Source organism: Cystobacter fuscus, from assembly GCF_002305875.1.
GTDB classification, from domain to species: domain Bacteria; phylum Myxococcota; class Myxococcia; order Myxococcales; family Myxococcaceae; genus Cystobacter; species Cystobacter fuscus_A.
In genome coordinates this window covers 8,854,851-8,871,716 of record NZ_CP022098.1, presented here as the reverse complement: position 1 = coordinate 8,871,716, position 16,866 = coordinate 8,854,851, and the positions used below count along the sequence as shown (strand labels likewise).

The following is a 16,866-nucleotide window of genomic DNA, read 5'->3' as shown; positions in this document are numbered from 1 at the left end:
CGACCGACCTCCTCTGGCTCCGGCTTCGCCCCTGTTTGGGGGACGCCTTCCGGGGAGCGTCAGTTGATTCGCATCACGAACTTGCCCAGGTGATGCTTGAGCACCTCCTGCTGCGCCTTCGCCGCCTCCTCCAGCGCGTAGACGCGGCCAATCTCCATATGGAAGGGGCCGGCTTCGATCAGCTCGTTGATGCGTTCGAGGGACTTGGGGTTGGGGAGGCCGTCGTAGGCCTTCGTCTGAACCCCTTCGGGCCCTTTCGGCGCGGGCTCCACGCCGTTCGGGTACGCGATGCGCCCTCCCTTGCGGACGTGGCGGAGCAGGGGCTCGGCGGCGTCACCCTTCGCCAGCACCAGCGCGGCGTCGAAGCCTTCCGGCGCGAAGTCGCGGCAGGCCTTCTCCAGGTCTCCCCGTTTGCCGTCCACCACCGCGTCGGCGCTCAGCCTCCTGACCAACTCCACGCCGTCCTCGCCGGAGGCGACCGCCAGCACCTTCGCCCCCATCCTCCGGGCCAGTTGCAGTGCGAGGTGCCCCAGGCCTCCACTGGCTCCGAAGAGCAGCAGCTTCTGCCCGGACTTGAGCTGGAGATGGTCCTCCAGGCCCTGGATGGCCGTGACACCATCCCCCCCGAGCGCAGCGGCCTCTTCCACCTTCAGCCCCTTGGGCACCTTCGCCGCATGCTCCGCCTTCACCGCGACGTACTCCGCGTAGAAGCCTCCCTTGGGACTCATGAACGCGATGCCGTAGACGGTGTCGCCGACCTTGCGGTCCTTCACGTTCTTGCCTACGGCGATGACTTCCCCCGCTCCGTCGGTGCCGGGTACGTACGGGAAGCGGGGCCCGCCGGGGACCATGTCCTTCATTTCGCCTTCGCGCTCCAGGTGGTCCCAGACTCCGATCCCCGCCACCGCGACGCGGATGAGGATTTCGTCGTCGCCACAGGCAGGCACGGACATGGACTTGATACCCAGCACCTCTGGGCCGCCGAAGGTGTCGAGCGCCGCGGCCTTCATCTTGTCGGGAATGGACGATGCCATTGCTGTCACTCCTTCTCGGGTTGAGCGGTAACTCCCGAAAGGATATGCATGCCGCGTCCGACGGTTGACGGGTCCCTTGCTGGGCGGGCTTCGGAGCTGGGGAAATTCGCTGCCGCCAAGCGGGCGAACTCACGGAGGAAAGGGGTGGGCCCTCCTGGATTCGAACCAGGGACCAATCGGTTATGAGCCGGGGTGGGGTGGGTTGGCAGGGGGTGGCAGCCCCTATCACGGGCTCGCAACCCATGGAAAGCACTGAGGTTTCCGGCGGCGCGGAGGCGGAGCCGGTTGGCACCGTTTCCACCGTTTCGACTGGGCGTGGTGCGCCGGTGGTGCGGAGCGTGGTGCGCGCCCTGGTGCGGCCCGCGCGCCCCCGCGATGCTCACCGTTCGCGAGGTGGCGGAAGAGTTGGCCGTCTGCCGGGCCACGGTCTACGCGCTCCTGGCGCGCGGGGAACTGGAGCGGGTGTGGGTTGGATGCTCCATCCGTATCCCGGCCGCGTCCCTGGAGGCGTTCCTCGCCGGGGCGGTACTGCGGCGGCCCTACACCCCTGCCTCCAATCGCTCAAAGAACTCTTTCAGTTCACTCGAAGAGGAGGTTTCAGCGAGAGACACGCCATCTCGTTCAAAAATGAAGTCACCCGACGAGAGGTCGAGAACCGCCATGTGTGCGGCTCCGTTGTCCCATACAGTCAACTCGCCCAGTTGTTTTCCACGCTCGACTCTCAGTCGAGCTGACGCCCTGAAATCTTCGTTGACATGGAACTCAATCGTTGCGCCCAAGCCTCTGAGCGTCTCGCTTTTCGTGCGCAGCCATCGAACAAAATCGGTGAACGACCAGGTAACGTTGCTCATGGAACAGTGACTCGAATGTTTGTTGCAGGTGGCATTTCTGTGGAGACTGCGAATCCTTTGGCCGTAGCGGCCCTTGCCTCAAGCGAGCCAGGTCCGAACACCCGTCCCCACCCATTCACGGGGTCATGGATACGAAGCTGTCTTGTAGGAACATCGAACTCCACGAAGCGGGTGCTCTGTGGCGGAGGCTTGAACGCAGAAGCATTGGGCGGAACCGTTACATGAGTGGCACCGGCGCCGTTGTGCGGAGCCTGCACTCGCCCGCTCTCCACCATCGCTTTGTACTCGGCCTCGGACATCCATCGGCCAACCCGGGTTGTTTCCGCCTCATTCGTGGGTTGCCTTATCAGGCTATCCTGCTTCGAGGGTGGTTCTCCGCCCCCGGGTCCCATGGCCGTGGTGGCTACGGCGGTAGGTGCTAGCCCCACCACCAGTTCTTGGGTCCCCAGTGCCACGTTCCCAACCAGCCCCGCCGCCTCCAGCCTCACCCCTGTTCGTGCCGTGGAGGCCGCCGCCGCTTGATGGAAGCCGGGCAACTTGGGCCCTTTGGTCAGGAAGCTCGTCTGGCCTGCGATGGCTGCTGTCGCCAGTAGCAGGAGCACGCGCATACCGTTGTCCCCGAGGACCCGGCCATAGCGGCGGCCTGCCTGCCCCAACTCCTCGGTGGTTGTCGCACGTTGGGAGTCCTCCAGTAACTGCCACCCGGCTTTCATCATGGCCCACACCGGGCCGAAGCCCAGGTAGGCCACCAGCCAGACGGTGAGCACGGCCGCGAGCCCCTTCGTCAAAGGATCAGGTAGCAGGAGAGTCACAAGGTATGTGCTCAGAGCCGTGTAGGCCATCACTTTGAATGCGAGTGGATCCAGGAACTCGCTCATGGGCACTGTAGCCCCTTCCCACACGGAGTCCATGGAGTAAGAAAGTGCCAGCCGCAAACGTGCCAGAGTTTCTTGAGGTGGCGCGTTCTTCGGTAGCCTGAGGCAACCGTCCGGAGGCTCCGAGGGCGCACACTGGCTCATGAGCATGTGCTGGGCCTTGTCTTGCGACCCTCCCCAGGAGGCGAGTATCACCCGGCCTTGCTTCTCCGGAGGAGGAGAGAGGGTCAGTGACATGTGCAGCACGAGATCCGTCAAGGCTCCAAGAAATTCCTCTTGGCGGATCTCTACCGGTGGAGGATCGACGGATGGTGGGGTGTAGACGATGGGGGGGCCCTGTCCTGTGTCGAGGCGAATCTCGGGCCGAGTCACACAATTCGTCAACCAGGGCAACACCAGGAGCAGCCCGAGTCTACTCCATGTAGTATGCATATGTTTTCCACACCCCTCCCTGAGTTGGGAGCATGAGACAGGAACCTATAGGGTGTGTCTGACGTGGGTAGCTGGAGCGATCGGCCTGCATGCTGGGCATGTCTCTATCATCATGAGGTATGCGCGCCGATGGACGCGAGCCGGCACTGCGCTCGTGCCCGGAGTGGTTCGTATCATGGTGCGGCTGGTGGGCCCCGCGATGCTCACGGTCCGCGAGGTGGCGGGCGGGCTGGCCGTCTGCCGGGCCACGGTCTACGCGCTCCTGGAGCGCGGGGAACTGGAGCGGGTGTGGGGAAGAGCCAATCCTTGAGCAAGAGCCTGGGGCCTCCAAACTCCGTACAGCGCGTGGAGACGATGGTCGAGATATCATTCGTACTCTGCGCGGACCCAGATACGAAGCTTCGCTCCGTTGATGCATCGGGTGGTGAGGTGTTTCATGTTCTTCTGGGTGGTGGTGGAGAATTTGATTTGGTTTATATCTACGATGGAGAGGGGAGCCTGGTCGGCACGTGACTCGATTCGTTACCAAAGGGATGGTCGGTTGTTTTTCGGGTCTTCGGTACGTCGAGTGGGCAGGACTGTCGACAAGAGGCCGTGCGCATGGGGAGGACATGGGGCTCAAGGGCGTGCGGAGCCGAGCGATGGCCATGGGATTCAAGTCCCCGCGAGAGTTCGAGGCATGAATGAGACAGGGGCACGACCTGGGGTGCCGAAAGCCGCAGCTGTGCATGACAGAGCGCCTGGCTCCGCTGCCCTACTGGCCGGGTTGCAGTCGAATCTGTCGGCGCTGCGGGGCTCGGTCCCCAGCCGCCTGCTTCTACGGCGAGGGGCTATGCCGCTACTGGCAACGGCGGAGTGAACTCCATGCCCCCGCAGCACAGCAGTATCATCGCCCTGAATGCCTTGGGATTGCGGAAGCCATAGGCGCGGCGGCTGAGGGCTCGAATCTTGTTGTTGATTCCCTCCACCACTCCGTTGCTCAGTCCCGTCTCCACGTAGGCGAGAATGCCGTCCTTGTGCCGCTGGACTGTCTTCGCCAGCTTCGCGAAGGGGGCGAGCCTGGAGTGGCTGGCCCATTGACACCACTTGTCCAGGTGCTCCGAGGCTCGCTTGGGCTGCACGTAGTCCATGCCCCGTGCCAGGCTTTCCTTGAGCAGATAGGCCCGGTAGAGCGTCTGGTTCGTCTTCTTCAACTCGCTGAGCTTCTCTCCCTGGCGCACCGTCAGGTTCCACGGATTCTTCAGCAACGCCCAGCGGCTCTGTTTGAGCGCCTTTCCCTCCTGGCTCCCCGCCTGCTCGCGCACCTCTTGCCGGCGCACCGTATCCAGCGCTTCGTTCGCCAGCTTCTGCACGTGGAACCGGTCGAACACCTTGCGCACATGTGGGGCACGGTTGCCCACCGCCTTGCTGAAGGCCGCCGACAGGTCCATCGTCGCGTGCGTCAACTCCTTCGTCCTCTCCTCTCCCAGCTCGTCGAAGAAGGCGTCCAGGGTCTCTTCGTTCTTCCCCTCTCCCACCCAGACGACTCGCGAGCGCAGGTGGTCCACCACCAGGCTCACGTACTTGTGCCCGGCTTTCCAGCCCAGCTCGTCCACTCCAATGATTTGCAACCCCTCCAGGCGGCCTGGCGACAGGCGCTCCTCGACAATGCGCTCGATGATGGTGCCCACCGTGCGCCAGTTGATGCCCAGCAGCCGGCAGATGGAGGACTTGTCCAGGCGTTGCGCCTGCCAGGCCACCAGCTCCTCGAAGGCCCGCGTGAAGCTCGAGTCGTGCGCCGCCCAGGCCACCCGCTCCACTCTCACCCCATGCTCGCGGCAGTGCACACGGCGCGGGGCGTAATGCAGCCAGAAGATGGTTTGTCCCAGCGCCAGGTGCCGCCACAACCGCCCAGGGCTCGTGTCGTAGCCGGGGGCGGGCCGGCCGCACACTCCGCAGCGAGGCTTGCGCTGGCGCGGGCGCACCTCCACCACCACTCCCTTGGCCTCCAGCCGGGCCCCTTGCACACTCAGCCCCTGGATGCGCAACACCCGCCCCAGCACCTCTCGCAGCCTTGGCCCCGCCACGCCCCGCCTCCCCCTCCAGCACCCCGGGGGCGGCACGTATTGCAACTCCGCGACCTGGTCTCTTCCCAGAGCGACAGCCTCTATCGGCTTCTCGCTCCCCATCTCTCATCGGAGACCCTCCCGTCCACGGCGGGAACGCCCATTTCGGCTACAGAAGATCCTGTTTTTCTGACTGAGCTAAATTAGATCGCAGTGCAGTTTTTGGCGCAGCGGCGAAGTGAGTGAGGGCACGTTGAACGCGGCATCCGTGGAGAAACCGTCTACTGAAAAGCCATTTGATCCGGAGGAGTACCTGCGTGAAGCGGATTCAACGTAAGCCTCCGATCCAGCCCAGGTAGTGGAAGTGCTCGAGGGGCCGCAGAGTGCGCGGCGCGATGACGACGAACACAGCGACGACGAAGACGGAGCCGGCGTGGTTGGAGGCAGCGCGGCGGCCGAGGTGGACACCGGAGGTAGCAGCGCAGGTGGTGCGAGCGTGGGAGGAGGAAGGAGGCACGCAGTCGGCCTTCATGCGCAAGCACGGTTTGCCGCGCGAGAGGCTGCGCTTCTGGACGAGGAGGCGAGAAGGGAAGGAGGGGGCGCGCACGGCCATGTCCTTCGTGCCCGTGGAGGCGGCGCCCGCTGAGCGGAGCGAGGCGGGGCGGGAGCAAGGGGAGGCGGTGCAAGTGGAGGTGGGCGGAGTGCGGGTGCGAGTGGAGGCGGGAGCAAGCCAGGCACTGGTGGAGCGGGTGCTGCGGGCGGTGAAGGAGGTGCAGGGGTGCTGAAGCTACCGGAGGGAGTGAGAATCTGGGTGGCGACACAGCCGTGCGACATGCGCAAGCAGGCCGACGGGCTGAGTGCGCTGGTGCAGGGCGGCCTTGGGCAGCAGCCGAAGTCGGGCCACCTGTTCGTCTTCTTCTCCAGGAGAAGGGACTTCGTCCGCATTCTCTTCTGGGACGCCAACGGGTACTGCACCGTGAGCAAGAGACTGGAGGCGGGACGCTTCCGGGTACCGGCGCCCGTGGAGGGCCAGGCCGCGGTGCACCTGGACGTCCGGCAGCTCGCGGAGTTGCTGTCGCTGGTGGAAGCAAGCCACGCGGTACGGCGGCGCGAGGTGCACTGAGTCCGCGCTTGCGCGCCCGGCATGACTTCGGGCATAGGCAAGGCGCGCATGACTTCTCCCGTCACCATCGAAGAAGAGAGGGGCCAGGAGGAAGAGGCCCAGCTGCCCGCCATCGAGGGGAAAGACTTGGAGGCGGTGCGCGCCTACGTGCTGCAGCTGCTGACGGAGGGCCGCGGCGAGCAGGCCATTGAGATGTTGTTGGACCTGTTGGGTCGGCTGCGCGAGGAGCACAGCTCCACGCTGGTGCGACTCAAGCAGGCGCTGCGGCAGCTGTACGGACGGCGCAGCGAGAAGACTCCCGCCAGTCAGCTTCAACTCCTGCTGTCATTGCTCACCCAGCAGCAGTCCGTCGAGCCAGCGGCCGAGCCCACCACCGCCGACGGCGCACAGGCAGCCGCCCCAGCGGCCCCGCCGGCCGACGCGCCGAAGAAGGCGCCCAAGCGCCCGCCCGTGCGCGGCGCCCAGGCCCTGCCCGCGCACCTGGAGAGGCGCGAGGTGCTGGTGCAACCCGCGGCCGAGGAGTGCGTCTGCCCGGGTTGCGGTGAGCAGAGGCAGCCCATGGGCGAGGAGGTCAGCCAGCGACTGGAATTGGAGCCGGCGCGCTTCTACGTGCGGGTGGAGAAGCGCCCGAAGCTGGCATGCCAGCGCTGCAAGGAGGGGGTGGCCGCCGCGCCCGCCGGTGAGACGCCACTACCCGGGGCACTGCCCGGCCCGGGGCTGCTGGCGCAGCTGCTGGTGGGCAAGTACCGCGATGGGCTACCCCTGCACCGCCAACAGGCCATTTTCGACAAGCGCCACGGGGTGAGGCTGCCCGCCTCCACCCTGGGCGACTGGGTGGCGAGCGCCAGTGACTTGCTGCCGCCCGTGGTGCAGCTGCTCAAGCAGCGCACGCTGGCGGACGCCCTGCTGCACACCGACGACACCGGGGTGCGCGTGCTGGACAGGGACGACGCCCGTGGCATCAAGCGCGGCCACCTCTGGCCGTACGTGGGCGTGGGTGGCAACGTCTTCGTGGAGTACACCCCCGACTGGAGTGGCACGGGCCCCCAAGCGGTGCTGGCCGACTTCCGAGGCTATCTGGTGGTGGACGGCTACAAGGGCTACGAGGCCCTCTTCGGCCCCACCTCTCCACGCATTGAGGTGGGCTGTTGGATGCACGCCCGGCGTGGCTTCGAGCGCGCATACGTGGCCGGAGACGCTCGCGGCGGCACGGTGCTCATGCTCGTGCAGAAGCTGTACGCCGTGGAGCGGCAGGCTCAGGACGCGGGGCTCTCCCCCGAGGCGCGCCTGACCCTGCGACTTGCACACAGTCTGCCTGTCTACGAGGAACTCTTCGGCTTGCTGGAGCAGTGGGCCCCGCACGTGCCCGCCAAGACGCCGCTGGGCAAGGCCATTGCCTACGCGCGCAACCGCTACGTCCCCCTGGGCCGCTTCCTGACGGACGGACGCATTCCGCTGGACAACGGGGAGGTGGAGCGCCTCATCAAGCTCATTGTCCTCGGACGCAAGAACTGGCTCTTCCTGGGCAGCGATGCCGCTGGCCACCGGGCCGCCAACGTCTACTCCCTCGTGCTCAGCTGCTACCGGCTGGGCATGGACCCGTGGGCCTGGTTCCGCGACGTGCTGCCCAAGCTCGGCGACACCCGCTTCCCCGCCTCCCGCCTCGCGGAGCTCCTCCCCGAGTCGTGGGCCCAGCAGCAGGCTCAGCAGCGATAGGCTCGTCGACGTGCCGTCCATCACGCGGCCACCATGCCACGCTCCTCGCTGGTCGACACCCTGGGCTGGCTCGGGGGCTTACGATTCAACTCCCGCAGTAGTGGAGATGCCGTCCACTGAAAAGCCATCTAGCCCGAAGCAAAAACTTCGTGGGAAGGCGGCTGCAAAGTCCGGAAGCATGTAAAGTGCTCTCGCTCACCATCATGGATGGAGGTCTACGTCCTCCTGGACGCAGAGGACATGCTCGCGGGCCTGGAGCAGCTCCGCTTCCAGCCGGTGAAGGAGCCCGTTTCCCGGGTGTTTCGCTGTCCGTGGGCACTTCGCGTGGTGCGCCGGTGGTGCAGAACTCGTCCGGAGCGGGTTTCTCGGGCGCGCCACCCAACAAAATCCCGAGCAACTTCGCGAGGTGAAGGGGAATGGGCCCTCCTGGATTCGAACCAGGGACCAATCGGTTATGAGCCGACAGCTCTAACCGCTGAGCTAAGGGCCCTCGAACCTCGTGACGTCAAACGCTATAATAGCGCGCCGCGCCGGGAAAGCTCCTCAGCGTTTCACGCGCCAGTGGGTGCCTTCGCCTTCCAGCCGCACCCCCTCGGCTTTGAGTCGCCGGGCCTGCTCCACCGCCACCGCGGGCGCGAGCGTCCCATTCGAGCGCAGCACCCGCCACCAGGGCACGTTCTCGAGTGTCTTCAGCTCCCGGCCCACGCCCCGCGCCGCTCCCGGCCGCCCCGCGTAGAGCGCCACCTGCGCGTACGAGCGCACCTCGCCCCGGGGAATGGCGCGCACCGCCCGGCGCACCGCCTCGGGGAAGGGGAGGGGAGGCGTGGACTCCTTGCGGCGCGGGCTCTTCTTCTTCGCGGCCATGGCGGACTCCTCCCGAAAGAACAAAGCCCCCGCGTCCACGAGGGAGGCGGGGGCTTCGGTGACTACACCCAGGTGTGTTCTAGCTCTCCACGAAGGAGCGCAGGCGCTTGGAGCGGCTGGGGTGGCGCAGCTTGCGCAGCGCCTTGGCCTCGATCTGACGGATGCGCTCGCGCGTCACCTCGAAGTCCTGGCCCACCTCCTCGAGGGTGTGGTCGCTCTTCTCGCCGATGCCGAAGCGCATGCGCAGCACCTTCTCCTCGCGCGGCGTGAGCGTGGCGAGCACCTTGCGGGTCTGCTCGGCCAGGTTCATGTTGATGACCGCGTCGGACGGCGACACGAGGCTCTTGTCCTCGATGAAGTCGCCCAGGTGGCTGTCCTCTTCCTCGCCGATGGGCGTCTCCAGGGAGATGGGCTCCTTGGCGATCTTGAGCACCTTGCGCACCTTGTCGAGCGGCAGCTCCATCTTCTCCGCGATCTCCTCGGGCGTCGGCTCGCGGCCGATCTCCTGCACGAGGTAGCGGCTGGTGCGGATGAGCTTGTTGATGGTCTCGATCATGTGCACCGGGATGCGGATGGTGCGGGCCTGGTCCGCGATGGCGCGGGTGATGGCCTGGCGGATCCACCAGGTGGCGTAGGTCGAGAACTTGTAGCCGCGCTTGTACTCGAACTTATCCACGGCCTTCATCAGGCCGATGTTGCCCTCCTGGATGAGGTCCAGGAACTGCAGGCCGCGGTTGGTGTACTTCTTGGCGATGGACACCACGAGGCGCAGGTTGGCCTCGACCAGCTCCGTCTTGGCGCGCTCGGCGCGGCGCTCACCGGAGCGGATGGCCTCGTAGTTGCGGCGCAGCTCGCCCACCTCGAGGTTGGCCTCCTCCTCCACGCGCTTGATGTTGCGCGTGGCGGTGCGCACGTCGCGGTCGAGCGCCTCGAGCTGCTCGGCGGTGACGTTGAGCTTGCGCAGCGCCTTCTTCATCGCCTCGGGGTCTTCCTTGGCCTCGCGGAGCAGCTCGCGCATGGGCTCGATGGAGATGCCGTAGCGGCGCTCGTGCTCGCGCAGCTCCGCCTCGGCCTTCTCCACGCGCTCGATGAGGGCCTTGAGGTTGCCGACGATGCGGTCGACCTGCTTCTTGTTCAGCCGCATCTCCTCGAGGACTTCCATCATCTTGGTGCGCAGGTCCTTGACTTCCTGCTTGAGCTCCTTGCGCTTGACGTCGGTGTGCTTCTTCTTGCTGGAGAGCTCCGCGTCGAGCACCTCGCAGTCCTTGGCGAACTTGCGGATGCGCTCGATCTGCTTGTTGATCTGCTCGATCTTGTTCAGCTCGCTCTGGGCGAGCTGCTGCGGCTGGGCCTCGCCCTCGGGGGTCTCCTCGGCGGCCTCGGCCTCCTCGGCCTCGCCCTGGGTCTCCTCGGGCGCGTCCTTGATGACGTCGCGCACGCGCAGCTTGCCCGTCTTGAGCTTGTTGCCGATGTCGAGGATCTCCACCATGGCGACGCTGCAGGCGAGCAGCGCGCGCAGCACTTCCTTCTCGCCGTCCTCGATGCGCTTGGCGATCTCCACCTCGCCCTCGCGCGTGAGCAGGCTCACGCTGCCCATCTTGCGCAGGTACAGGCGCACGGGATCGTTGGACTTGCCACCCGGCTCGTCGTCCTCGTCCTTCTCGTCCTCGTCGGCCTCGGCGCGCTCTTCCTCGACGGCGACGGTGGGCTTGATCTCCGTGTTCTGGGCGGCCTTCTGCGCGTCGACGATCTCGATGTCGTTGTCGCCGAACATGCTCATCACGTCGTCGATCTGATCCGACGACACGATGTCCGCGGGCAGGGCGTCATTGACCTCGTCGTAGGTGAGGAAGCCCTTCTCGCGGCCAGCGGCCAGGAGGTCCTTGACCTCCTTGCGGTCGGCGATGGGCTCCTCGTCCACCTCGTCCTCGACGGCGTCGGGGTCCACCTCGACGGCGGCGGCGGCTTCTTCAGCGGCCTCCTCGGGGTCGACGTCGCCGTCGTCCACCTGGGTGACGGCCTTGCGCTTCTTGAGCGTCTCGGTGGCCTTCTCGGCCGCGGCGGCCTTCTCGGTCTTCTCGCTCTTGTCGGCCTTCTTCGCCTGGACCGCGGGCGTGGCGCTGGCGTCCGCCTCCTGAGCCGAGGCCTCCTCGGGAGACTTCTTCTTCTTGCGGATCTCCGGGGCCACCTTCTTCTTGGGCTTGACGGCCACCTTCGAGGAGGGTTTCTGCGTCGGCATTCGGGTACTTCTCCTTAGAAAAACAGGGCCTTGGCCTGGAGCGAACCGGGCGATCTATCGCAAAGTGAAGGATTCTTACAAACGCGAAGTCAAACCGGTTGCATTGGGGACTTTGTTCCCGCAGGAAGGTGGGTTTCCTCCTCCACCCGTTTCTTGAGGGCCAGCAGCTCCATGCGCTGGGCGAAGAGCTGTTTGGCCTCCTCGGACAGGTCCATGGCGCCGGCGGTCTGGGCCGTCACGCGGCCGATGTAGTCCAGCTGGAGCTTGATCCGGCGCAGCATGATGGAGCGGCACACCTGGAGGAAGTAGTGCTCTAGGGCGGACCCCTGCAGGGAGGCGAGCTGGCGCATGGCGGCTTCCACGGCCCGTTTCACGAGATCGGGGGCCTCGAACAGGGCGTCCTCGGCCCCATGGCCAGAGGTAGCGTGGGCGAGGACCAGCCGCAACCCGGAGTGGGACAGCTCGTCATGGACGCGGAAGGTGTCGCGGGCGATGAGCCGGGGCTCGCGCAGGATGGTGGCGACGTAGAGCGCCTCCAGGGAGTCCGGGGGTTTGACGGGAGGGGGAGCCCGGCCCGGGGGCGACGGGGCCCGGCCGGGAGCAGGGCCCGGGCGGCCGGAGGGACCCGCCCGGGGCGCCGGGGTGGGGGGCGGGGGAGGCGCCTTGGAGCGCAGCGCGGACTCCAGCTCGGCGGCGGGCAGACCGCACCAGGCGCTCAGCGCGGCGAAGAAGGCCGAGCGCACCAGCCCCACCGGGAGCTGCGCCGACACGGGCTTGAGCCGCTCGAGCGCGGCCATCTTCTCCTCGAAGCTGGCCTCCTTGCCCTGGGGCAGGACGGTGGAGAAGACGTGGGCGGTGAGGGGGCGGGCCTCGGTGAGCAGCCGCTCCAGGCCGGCGGTGCCCTCGCGGCGGATGAAGGTGTCGGGGTCGTCCCCCGTGGGCAGCAGGGCCACCTTGGCGGCGGCTCCCGCGGCGAGCAGGGGGCCGGCCAGGCGCTCTACCGCCGCCAGACCCGCCTGGTCGCCGTCCAGCAGGAGGAAGAGCTCCCGGGCCTCGGCGCGGCCGAGCGCCTTGAGGTGCCCCGGGGTGAGGGCGGTGGAGCAGAGCGCCACCGTGTGCTTCACCCCTTCCTGGTGCAGGGCGATGCAGTCGAAGTAGCCCTCCACGAGCACGGCGGCCTTGCGGCGGCGGATCTCATCGCGCGCCTGATCCATGCCGAAGAGCGTCTCACTCTTGTTGTAGAGCCGGGACTCGCGGGAGTTGAGGTACTTGGGGCCCTCGTCCGAGCCCACCAGCCGGGCGCCGAAGGCGATGGGGCGGCCCTCGGGGGCGCGGATGGGGATGATGAGGCGGCCGCGGAAGAAGTCGTAGTAGCCCTCGCCCTTCTGGCGCCGGTTGACGAGCCCCGCGTTCAGGCCCCACTCCACCATGCCCGCCTGGGTGAGCTTGTCCGCGAGCGACGACCACGAGTCCGGCGCCCAGCCGAGGCCGAACGCCCGGGCCGTCTCCTCGGAGATGTCGCGGCTGGCGAGGTAGTCGCGCGCCCGGCGTCCTTCCTCCTCCCACAGGAGCGCCCGGAAGTGCTCGGCGGCCAGGTCCGTGGCCTCCTTGAGCTGCTGCCGTTCCCGGGCGGCGGGGTCCTGTGCGGCCTCCAGGTCCACGCCCACCTCGCGCGCCAGGTCGCGGATGGCGTCGATGAACGTCTTGCCCAGGTAGCGCTGGACGAAGGCCACGGCGTCGCCGCTGGCCCGGCACCCGTGGCAGAAGTAGAAGCGCTTCTCCGGGATGACGTAGAAGGAGGGGGTCTTCTCCTGGTGGAAGGGGCAGCGGCCCTTGTACTCGCGCCCGGCCTTCTTCAGCTCCACGTAGCGCGAGACGAGGCTCACCAGATCCACCCGCTCGAGGACTTCCTGAATCTTGTGCTCGGGGATCACGAGATCCACCTCTTGCGGCCGGGATGCGCGGGCCGCCATGGTCCGCGCGCCGACGCCCGCGGACGAGTATGGGAAGCCCCCCTGACACCCGGGCGGCCCACCACCGGAGGGCCACCGGCGCGCGTCCGGCTGGAATGCGAGATGAGGACGAGGAGGGGCATGTCGGCGCGTCACGTGCCGCCCCTCGATGGAGGCGGATCGCGACGGGGACTACCCTTAATGGCCGATCAGGGGCCGGGCAAAAAATCGCCCGGCGCCGAGCTCGAGGCCTGGGTGCTCAGGACAACTTGGACAGCTGGCTCTTCACTTCCTCGGAGATGGCGCGGCCCTCGGCGCGGCCCTGGAGCTTGGGGGTGAGCAGCTTCATCACCGCGCCCATGTCCTTGGCGCTCTTGGCGCCCGCCTCGGAGATGGCGGCCTGGACCGCGGCGCGCAGCTCGTCCGGGGTGAGTTGCTGGGGCAGGTACTTCTGCAGGATGACGATCTCCTGCTCCTCCTTCTCGGCCAGGTCGGCGCGGCCACCGGCCTTGAACTGCTCGATGGAGTCGCGGCGCTGCTTGATGAGGGTGCCGATCACCTGGAGGATGCCCGCCTCGTCGAGCGGACTGGTGGCTCCGGGCTCCACTTCCTTGTACTTGACGGCGCTCTTGATCATCCGAATGACGCTGGTCGCGGACTCATTCTTCGACCGCATCGCGTCCTTGAGGTCGGCGTCGAGGCGCTCTCTGACGGTGGCCATACAGGTCTCCAGGCGTGTGGGGGAGGGTGCTGAAAAGACGGAAGCCAGGGCGCGTATCTGACGCGAGCCCTGGCTCCCGGTGGTGCGGCTAGTACGTCTTGCGCGCCTTCTTCACCGCGCGCTTCTTGGCCGCGAGAGCCTTCTTCTTCCGCTTCACGGAAGGCTTCTCGTAGTGCTCGCGCTTGCGGATCTCGGAGAGAATTCCAGCCTTCTCGGTGGCCTTCTTGAAGCGCTTGAGAGCGCTCTCGATGGACTCGCCGTCCTTGACTCGAATGCCGGGCATATCGTCACCTCCTTCCGGATGCGTTGAGGGTGGGGGGGCGCCGATATGACGCAGCGGCGGTGAAAACGCAAGGACGCCCTCGGAAAAGGATGGGGCGGCTGCGCTAGAGTGCACCCCCCGTGACTGCCTCCCTCCTGCTGCTGCTCCTTCTGTCGGCCGGTCAGCCTGGTTCCCAGGGGGCGACAGGGTGCTGGACGGCCTGCCAGCGCCACGTGCAGGACCCCGCCTTGCGCGCCCGCGTCTGCCGCACCTGCCTCACCTCGGGCCGCGCCGAGGGCTGGCTCCTGGAGCTGGCCGAGAAGTCCGATCCCGCTTCCCTGGCGGCGTTGCGCTCGGCGCTGGGAGACCCGAACTGGCGGGTGCGCTGGGGGGCGGTGCGCGCCCAGGCGAAGCAGCAGGGCGTCCTCGATCGGCGGATGCTCGCCGACTGGGTGAGCGACATCCCCGCCCGGGACGAGGTGGTCGCGTGTGTCACGGCCGCCCGAGCCGCCGCCGCCGCGGGTGCTTCCTCGGCCTCCTTCTTGAAGGACGCGGGCGCGCGGGGACCCGCGGCCGCCGCCCGTGTCTGGGAGAAGCGTGACGCGGTGCGGCGCGACCTGGAGGTGGAGGTGTACGCCGAGGACGCGGCGCTCCGGGGCGAGGCGCTGCTGCACCTGGCCACCTTCCTCGGCCGGACACCCGCCCGGGTGGTGCTGGAGGCCATGGCCCAGCGTCCCGAGTCCGCCGATGCCGCCCCCGCCTCCGCGCTGCTCTGGGTGGCGGACAAGCAGAACACCTCCGTGGGCCGCCTGCTCCTGCTGGAGGCCAGGCAGTCCTCGGATCAGGTCCTCATCAATCGCCTCTTCGCCGTGTACTCCCAGGAACTGGAGGCATTGCAGAAGGGCCTGGTGGCGCAGGACGTCGCCTCGCGGCGCACCACCGTGCAGTCCCTGCGGCTCTATGGCCCCCTGGCGCGGCGTGAGCTGGAGCGGGCCCTGGGGGACGAGGACTCGGGCATCCGTCAGATCGCGGCGCGGGCCCTCGCCCAGTCCGAGGGCCTGTCACTCACGGAGGCCGCGGGCCGGTGGCTGCGGACGGCTGACTCCGAGCCCGCCACCCGGCGCGCCTGGTGGGAGGTGGTCGCGGCGGACAAGAGGTGTGACTCCTTCCTCCTGGAGATGGCGCGGGACACCCGGCTTTCCCCCGTCACGCGCGGCGAGGCGGTGGCGAGGCTGTCCGAGTGCGAGAAGCTCGCCAGGCGCCACTTCGAGGAGGTGTCTACCTTCCTCACGGACGCGCAGCCCCAGGTGCGCGCGGGCGCGGTGCGGGCACTCGCCCAGCCGCGCTCGGCGCTGGGGGATGGCGCCGTCGCCGCCGCGCTCGAGGATGCCGCGCCGGAGGTGGTGGTCGCGGCCCTCTTCGTGGTGGGCCAGCACCGCCAGAAGGAGCGCGCCGAGGACGTGGTGGCCCTGCTGGACGCCGCGTCCCCGGAGGTGCGGCAAGCCGCCATCGAGGCCCTGGAGCGCCTGGGCCGCGCGCAGGATGTGAAGCCCCTGGCCCTCGTGCTCCGGGAGGACCGCGTGGCCGCGGTGCGTGTGGCCGCGGCTCAGGCCCTGGGGGTCCTGGGGGGTCCGTTCGCCGCCTCCGCGCTCAGTCAGGCCCTGTCCAAGGATCCCGACTCCCACGTCCAGCACGTGGCGCGGCGGGGCCTGGCGCGGCTCGGCTTCAACCCTCCCTAGCGCGGGGAGCGCCAGCCTCCTCGTTCCCCTTGCCGCCATCGAGGACCTGTCTGTAGGGTGCCGTGTCTGGAGAGGTGAGCATGAAGATGACACGAGCCATCATCGTCGAGCCGCGAACCGCCGGGCGCCGCAAGTTGAAGGAGGGCCTGGAGAAGGCGGGTCTCGAGGTCTTCGCGGAGGCGGAGTGGGGTGAGGAGGTGGGTCGGGCCCAGGTGGTGGTGCTGGGGCCCTCGGTGGAGGAGCCCGCGAAGGTGGCGCGCAAGGTGCGTGCGCGGCTGCCGGGGGCACTCGTGTTGCTCGCGCGGGAGGAGCCGGGCAAGGCGCCGGGCTTCGCCGATGGCGTGCTTCCCCTGCCGGTGTCCGCGAAGGATCTCCAGGTGCGGCTGCCGGAGCTGGTGAAGCTGCGGACGCTCTCGCGCGGCGCGCCCGCTCGCAAGGGCCGGTCCGCTGGAGTGGCCGAGGTGGTGCGGCTGCCGTCCGAGGGGTTGTTGGATCCCCTCACCCAGTTCTACGCCTTCCCGCACTTCAAGGATCTCGTCTTCGTGGAGGTGAAGCGCTCGCGGCGCTACGGCCTGCCGCTGGCGCTGGCGCTGGTGGCCTTCGATGCGCTGCCGGTGCAGGTGGACCGCGGCTTGCGCGAGCAGCTCAACGGAGGGCTGGCGCTCGCCATCCGGCGCTCGCTGCGGGACACGGACTTCCCGGTGCAGTACTCGCCGGACCGCGTGCTGTTGCTCCTGCCGCACACGGACCTCGCCGGCGCCCAGACGGTGGCGCGCCGCGTCTGCGAGCGCGTGGCCCGCTCCAGCCTCGCCTTCGATGATCAGGTGCTGCGGCCCACCGTGTCCGTGGGGCTGTCCGCGCTCGCGCCGGGGCGGGACGAGTCCTTCTCGGACATGGTGCGCCAGGCGCAGCGCTCGCTGGACGCCGCCCGGGCGGCGGGAGGCAACCGGGTGGAGATGCTCGCGGAGACGGCAGGACTCGAGGCCGGGTCCTGAGGATGCTCTCCTGACGAT

Annotated in this window: 16 protein-coding genes, 1 tRNA gene and 1 pseudogene; 8 read left to right on the top strand and 10 right to left on the bottom strand. The window is 67.9% G+C overall.

Annotation, left to right across the window (positions count from 1 at the left end):
* Positions 1-59: 59 nt before the first annotated feature.
* Positions 60-1,034, bottom strand: a complete 975-nt coding sequence (locus CYFUS_RS35780; RefSeq protein ID WP_198316252.1) for an NADP-dependent oxidoreductase — start codon at positions 1,032-1,034, stop codon at positions 60-62.
* Between the two features lie 375 nt (positions 1,035-1,409).
* Here CYFUS_RS35780 and CYFUS_RS53260 point away from each other — a divergent pair.
* A pseudogene (locus CYFUS_RS53260) lies at positions 1,410-1,493 on the top strand (helix-turn-helix domain-containing protein); the annotation flags it as partial.
* Between the two features lie 80 nt (positions 1,494-1,573).
* Here CYFUS_RS53260 and CYFUS_RS51950 read toward each other — a convergent pair.
* Positions 1,574-1,885 (bottom strand): hypothetical protein, encoded by a 312-nt coding sequence (locus tag CYFUS_RS51950; protein ID WP_198317010.1) that lies wholly within the window; start codon positions 1,883-1,885, stop codon positions 1,574-1,576.
* Positions 1,882-2,763 (bottom strand): hypothetical protein, encoded by an 882-nt coding sequence (locus CYFUS_RS35770; protein WP_095989296.1) that lies wholly within the window; start codon positions 2,761-2,763, stop codon positions 1,882-1,884. Before CYFUS_RS35770 ends, CYFUS_RS51950 begins: the two co-directional genes overlap by 4 nt.
* A 604-nt stretch (positions 2,764-3,367) precedes the next feature.
* On the opposite strand from CYFUS_RS35770, the gene CYFUS_RS35765 reads away from it, so the two are divergent.
* The gene (locus CYFUS_RS35765) at positions 3,368-3,502 is read left to right on the top strand and encodes a helix-turn-helix domain-containing protein (protein ID WP_232536997.1); all 135 of its coding nucleotides are present in this window, start codon (positions 3,368-3,370) and stop codon (positions 3,500-3,502) included.
* The gene (locus CYFUS_RS51205; protein ID WP_157758854.1) at positions 3,499-3,705 is read left to right on the top strand and encodes a hypothetical protein; all 207 of its coding nucleotides are present in this window, start codon (positions 3,499-3,501) and stop codon (positions 3,703-3,705) included. Before CYFUS_RS35765 ends, CYFUS_RS51205 begins: the two co-directional genes overlap by 4 nt.
* Before the next feature lie 317 nt (positions 3,706-4,022).
* Here CYFUS_RS51205 and CYFUS_RS35760 read toward each other — a convergent pair whose 3' ends face one another.
* Complete coding sequence (locus CYFUS_RS35760; protein ID WP_095989294.1) at positions 4,023-5,258, bottom strand: ISL3 family transposase; 1,236 nt, start codon at positions 5,256-5,258, stop codon at positions 4,023-4,025.
* Between the two features lie 374 nt (positions 5,259-5,632).
* Between CYFUS_RS35760 and tnpA the strand changes: the two genes are divergently transcribed.
* Genes tnpA through tnpC form a run of 3 tightly spaced genes read left to right on the top strand, consistent with a single transcriptional unit; the run spans position 5,633 to position 8,076 of the window.
* A complete protein-coding gene (tnpA, locus tag CYFUS_RS35755) occupies positions 5,633-6,022 on the top strand; it encodes an IS66 family insertion sequence element accessory protein TnpA (protein ID WP_095984753.1) in 390 nt (129 codons plus the stop codon).
* Between the two features lie 26 nt (positions 6,023-6,048).
* The gene (gene tnpB, locus CYFUS_RS35750; RefSeq protein WP_198316251.1) at positions 6,049-6,360 is read left to right on the top strand and encodes an IS66 family insertion sequence element accessory protein TnpB; all 312 of its coding nucleotides are present in this window, start codon (positions 6,049-6,051) and stop codon (positions 6,358-6,360) included.
* A gap of 48 nt (positions 6,361-6,408) precedes the next feature.
* Positions 6,409-8,076 (top strand): IS66 family transposase, encoded by a 1,668-nt coding sequence (tnpC, locus tag CYFUS_RS35745; protein WP_095984752.1) that lies wholly within the window; start codon positions 6,409-6,411, stop codon positions 8,074-8,076.
* Between the two features lie 417 nt (positions 8,077-8,493).
* Here tnpC and CYFUS_RS35740 read toward each other — a convergent pair.
* The 6 genes from CYFUS_RS35740 to rpsU form a co-directional block, all read right to left on the bottom strand.
* Positions 8,494-8,566 (bottom strand) — tRNA-Ile (locus tag CYFUS_RS35740).
* Positions 8,567-8,619: 53 nt separating this feature from the next.
* Positions 8,620-8,940 carry an MGMT family protein gene (locus CYFUS_RS35735; RefSeq protein ID WP_095989293.1) on the bottom strand — a complete coding sequence of 107 codons (321 nt, stop codon included), beginning with the start codon at positions 8,938-8,940 and terminating at the stop codon, positions 8,620-8,622.
* A 79-nt stretch (positions 8,941-9,019) separates the two neighbouring features.
* Entirely contained in the window at positions 9,020-11,179 is a 2,160-nt protein-coding gene (gene rpoD, locus CYFUS_RS35730) for an RNA polymerase sigma factor RpoD (protein WP_095989292.1), read from the bottom strand.
* Between the two features lie 89 nt (positions 11,180-11,268).
* Entirely contained in the window at positions 11,269-13,152 is a 1,884-nt protein-coding gene (dnaG, locus tag CYFUS_RS35725; protein WP_095989291.1) for a DNA primase, read from the bottom strand.
* Positions 13,153-13,390: 238 nt separating this feature from the next.
* Positions 13,391-13,852: a GatB/YqeY domain-containing protein gene (locus CYFUS_RS35720; RefSeq protein ID WP_095989290.1), complete on the bottom strand. Its 462-nt coding sequence runs from the start codon at positions 13,850-13,852 to the stop codon at positions 13,391-13,393.
* A gap of 88 nt (positions 13,853-13,940) precedes the next feature.
* Positions 13,941-14,135, bottom strand: coding sequence for a 30S ribosomal protein S21 (gene rpsU / locus CYFUS_RS35715; protein ID WP_002621505.1), 195 nt, complete (start codon positions 14,133-14,135; stop codon positions 13,941-13,943).
* A gap of 119 nt (positions 14,136-14,254) precedes the next feature.
* On the opposite strand from rpsU, the gene CYFUS_RS35710 reads away from it, so the two are divergent.
* Positions 14,255-15,853: a HEAT repeat domain-containing protein gene (locus tag CYFUS_RS35710; protein WP_095989289.1), complete on the top strand. Its 1,599-nt coding sequence runs from the start codon at positions 14,255-14,257 to the stop codon at positions 15,851-15,853.
* An 80-nt stretch (positions 15,854-15,933) separates the two neighbouring features.
* On the top strand, positions 15,934-16,848 hold the full coding sequence (locus CYFUS_RS35705; protein WP_157758853.1) for a GGDEF domain-containing protein: 915 nt from the start codon (positions 15,934-15,936) through the stop codon (positions 16,846-16,848).
* Positions 16,849-16,866: the final 18 nt, after the last annotated feature.

Excerpts from the sequence above, each read along its gene's own strand:
- tnpC (WP_095984752.1), top strand. The coding sequence starts at position 6,409 with ATGACTTCTCCCGTCACCATCGAAGAAGAGAGGGGCCAGGAGGAAGAG.
- rpsU (WP_002621505.1), bottom strand. The coding sequence starts at position 14,135 with ATGCCCGGCATTCGAGTCAAGGACGGCGAGTCCATCGAGAGCGCTCTC.
- CYFUS_RS51950 (WP_198317010.1), bottom strand. The coding sequence starts at position 1,885 with ATGAGCAACGTTACCTGGTCGTTCACCGATTTTGTTCGATGGCTGCGC.
- CYFUS_RS35770 (WP_095989296.1), bottom strand. The coding sequence starts at position 2,763 with ATGAGCGAGTTCCTGGATCCACTCGCATTCAAAGTGATGGCCTACACG.
- CYFUS_RS35720 (WP_095989290.1), bottom strand. The coding sequence starts at position 13,852 with ATGGCCACCGTCAGAGAGCGCCTCGACGCCGACCTCAAGGACGCGATG.
- CYFUS_RS35780 (WP_198316252.1), bottom strand. The coding sequence starts at position 1,034 with ATGGCATCGTCCATTCCCGACAAGATGAAGGCCGCGGCGCTCGACACC.
- rpoD (WP_095989292.1), bottom strand. The coding sequence starts at position 11,179 with ATGCCGACGCAGAAACCCTCCTCGAAGGTGGCCGTCAAGCCCAAGAAG.
- CYFUS_RS35735 (WP_095989293.1), bottom strand. The coding sequence starts at position 8,940 with ATGGCCGCGAAGAAGAAGAGCCCGCGCCGCAAGGAGTCCACGCCTCCC.
- CYFUS_RS35765 (WP_232536997.1), top strand. The coding sequence starts at position 3,368 with ATGGTGCGGCTGGTGGGCCCCGCGATGCTCACGGTCCGCGAGGTGGCG.
- dnaG (WP_095989291.1), bottom strand. The coding sequence starts at position 13,152 with ATGGCGGCCCGCGCATCCCGGCCGCAAGAGGTGGATCTCGTGATCCCC.
- tnpA (WP_095984753.1), top strand. The coding sequence starts at position 5,633 with ATGACGACGAACACAGCGACGACGAAGACGGAGCCGGCGTGGTTGGAG.
- CYFUS_RS35705 (WP_157758853.1), top strand. The coding sequence starts at position 15,934 with ATGAAGATGACACGAGCCATCATCGTCGAGCCGCGAACCGCCGGGCGC.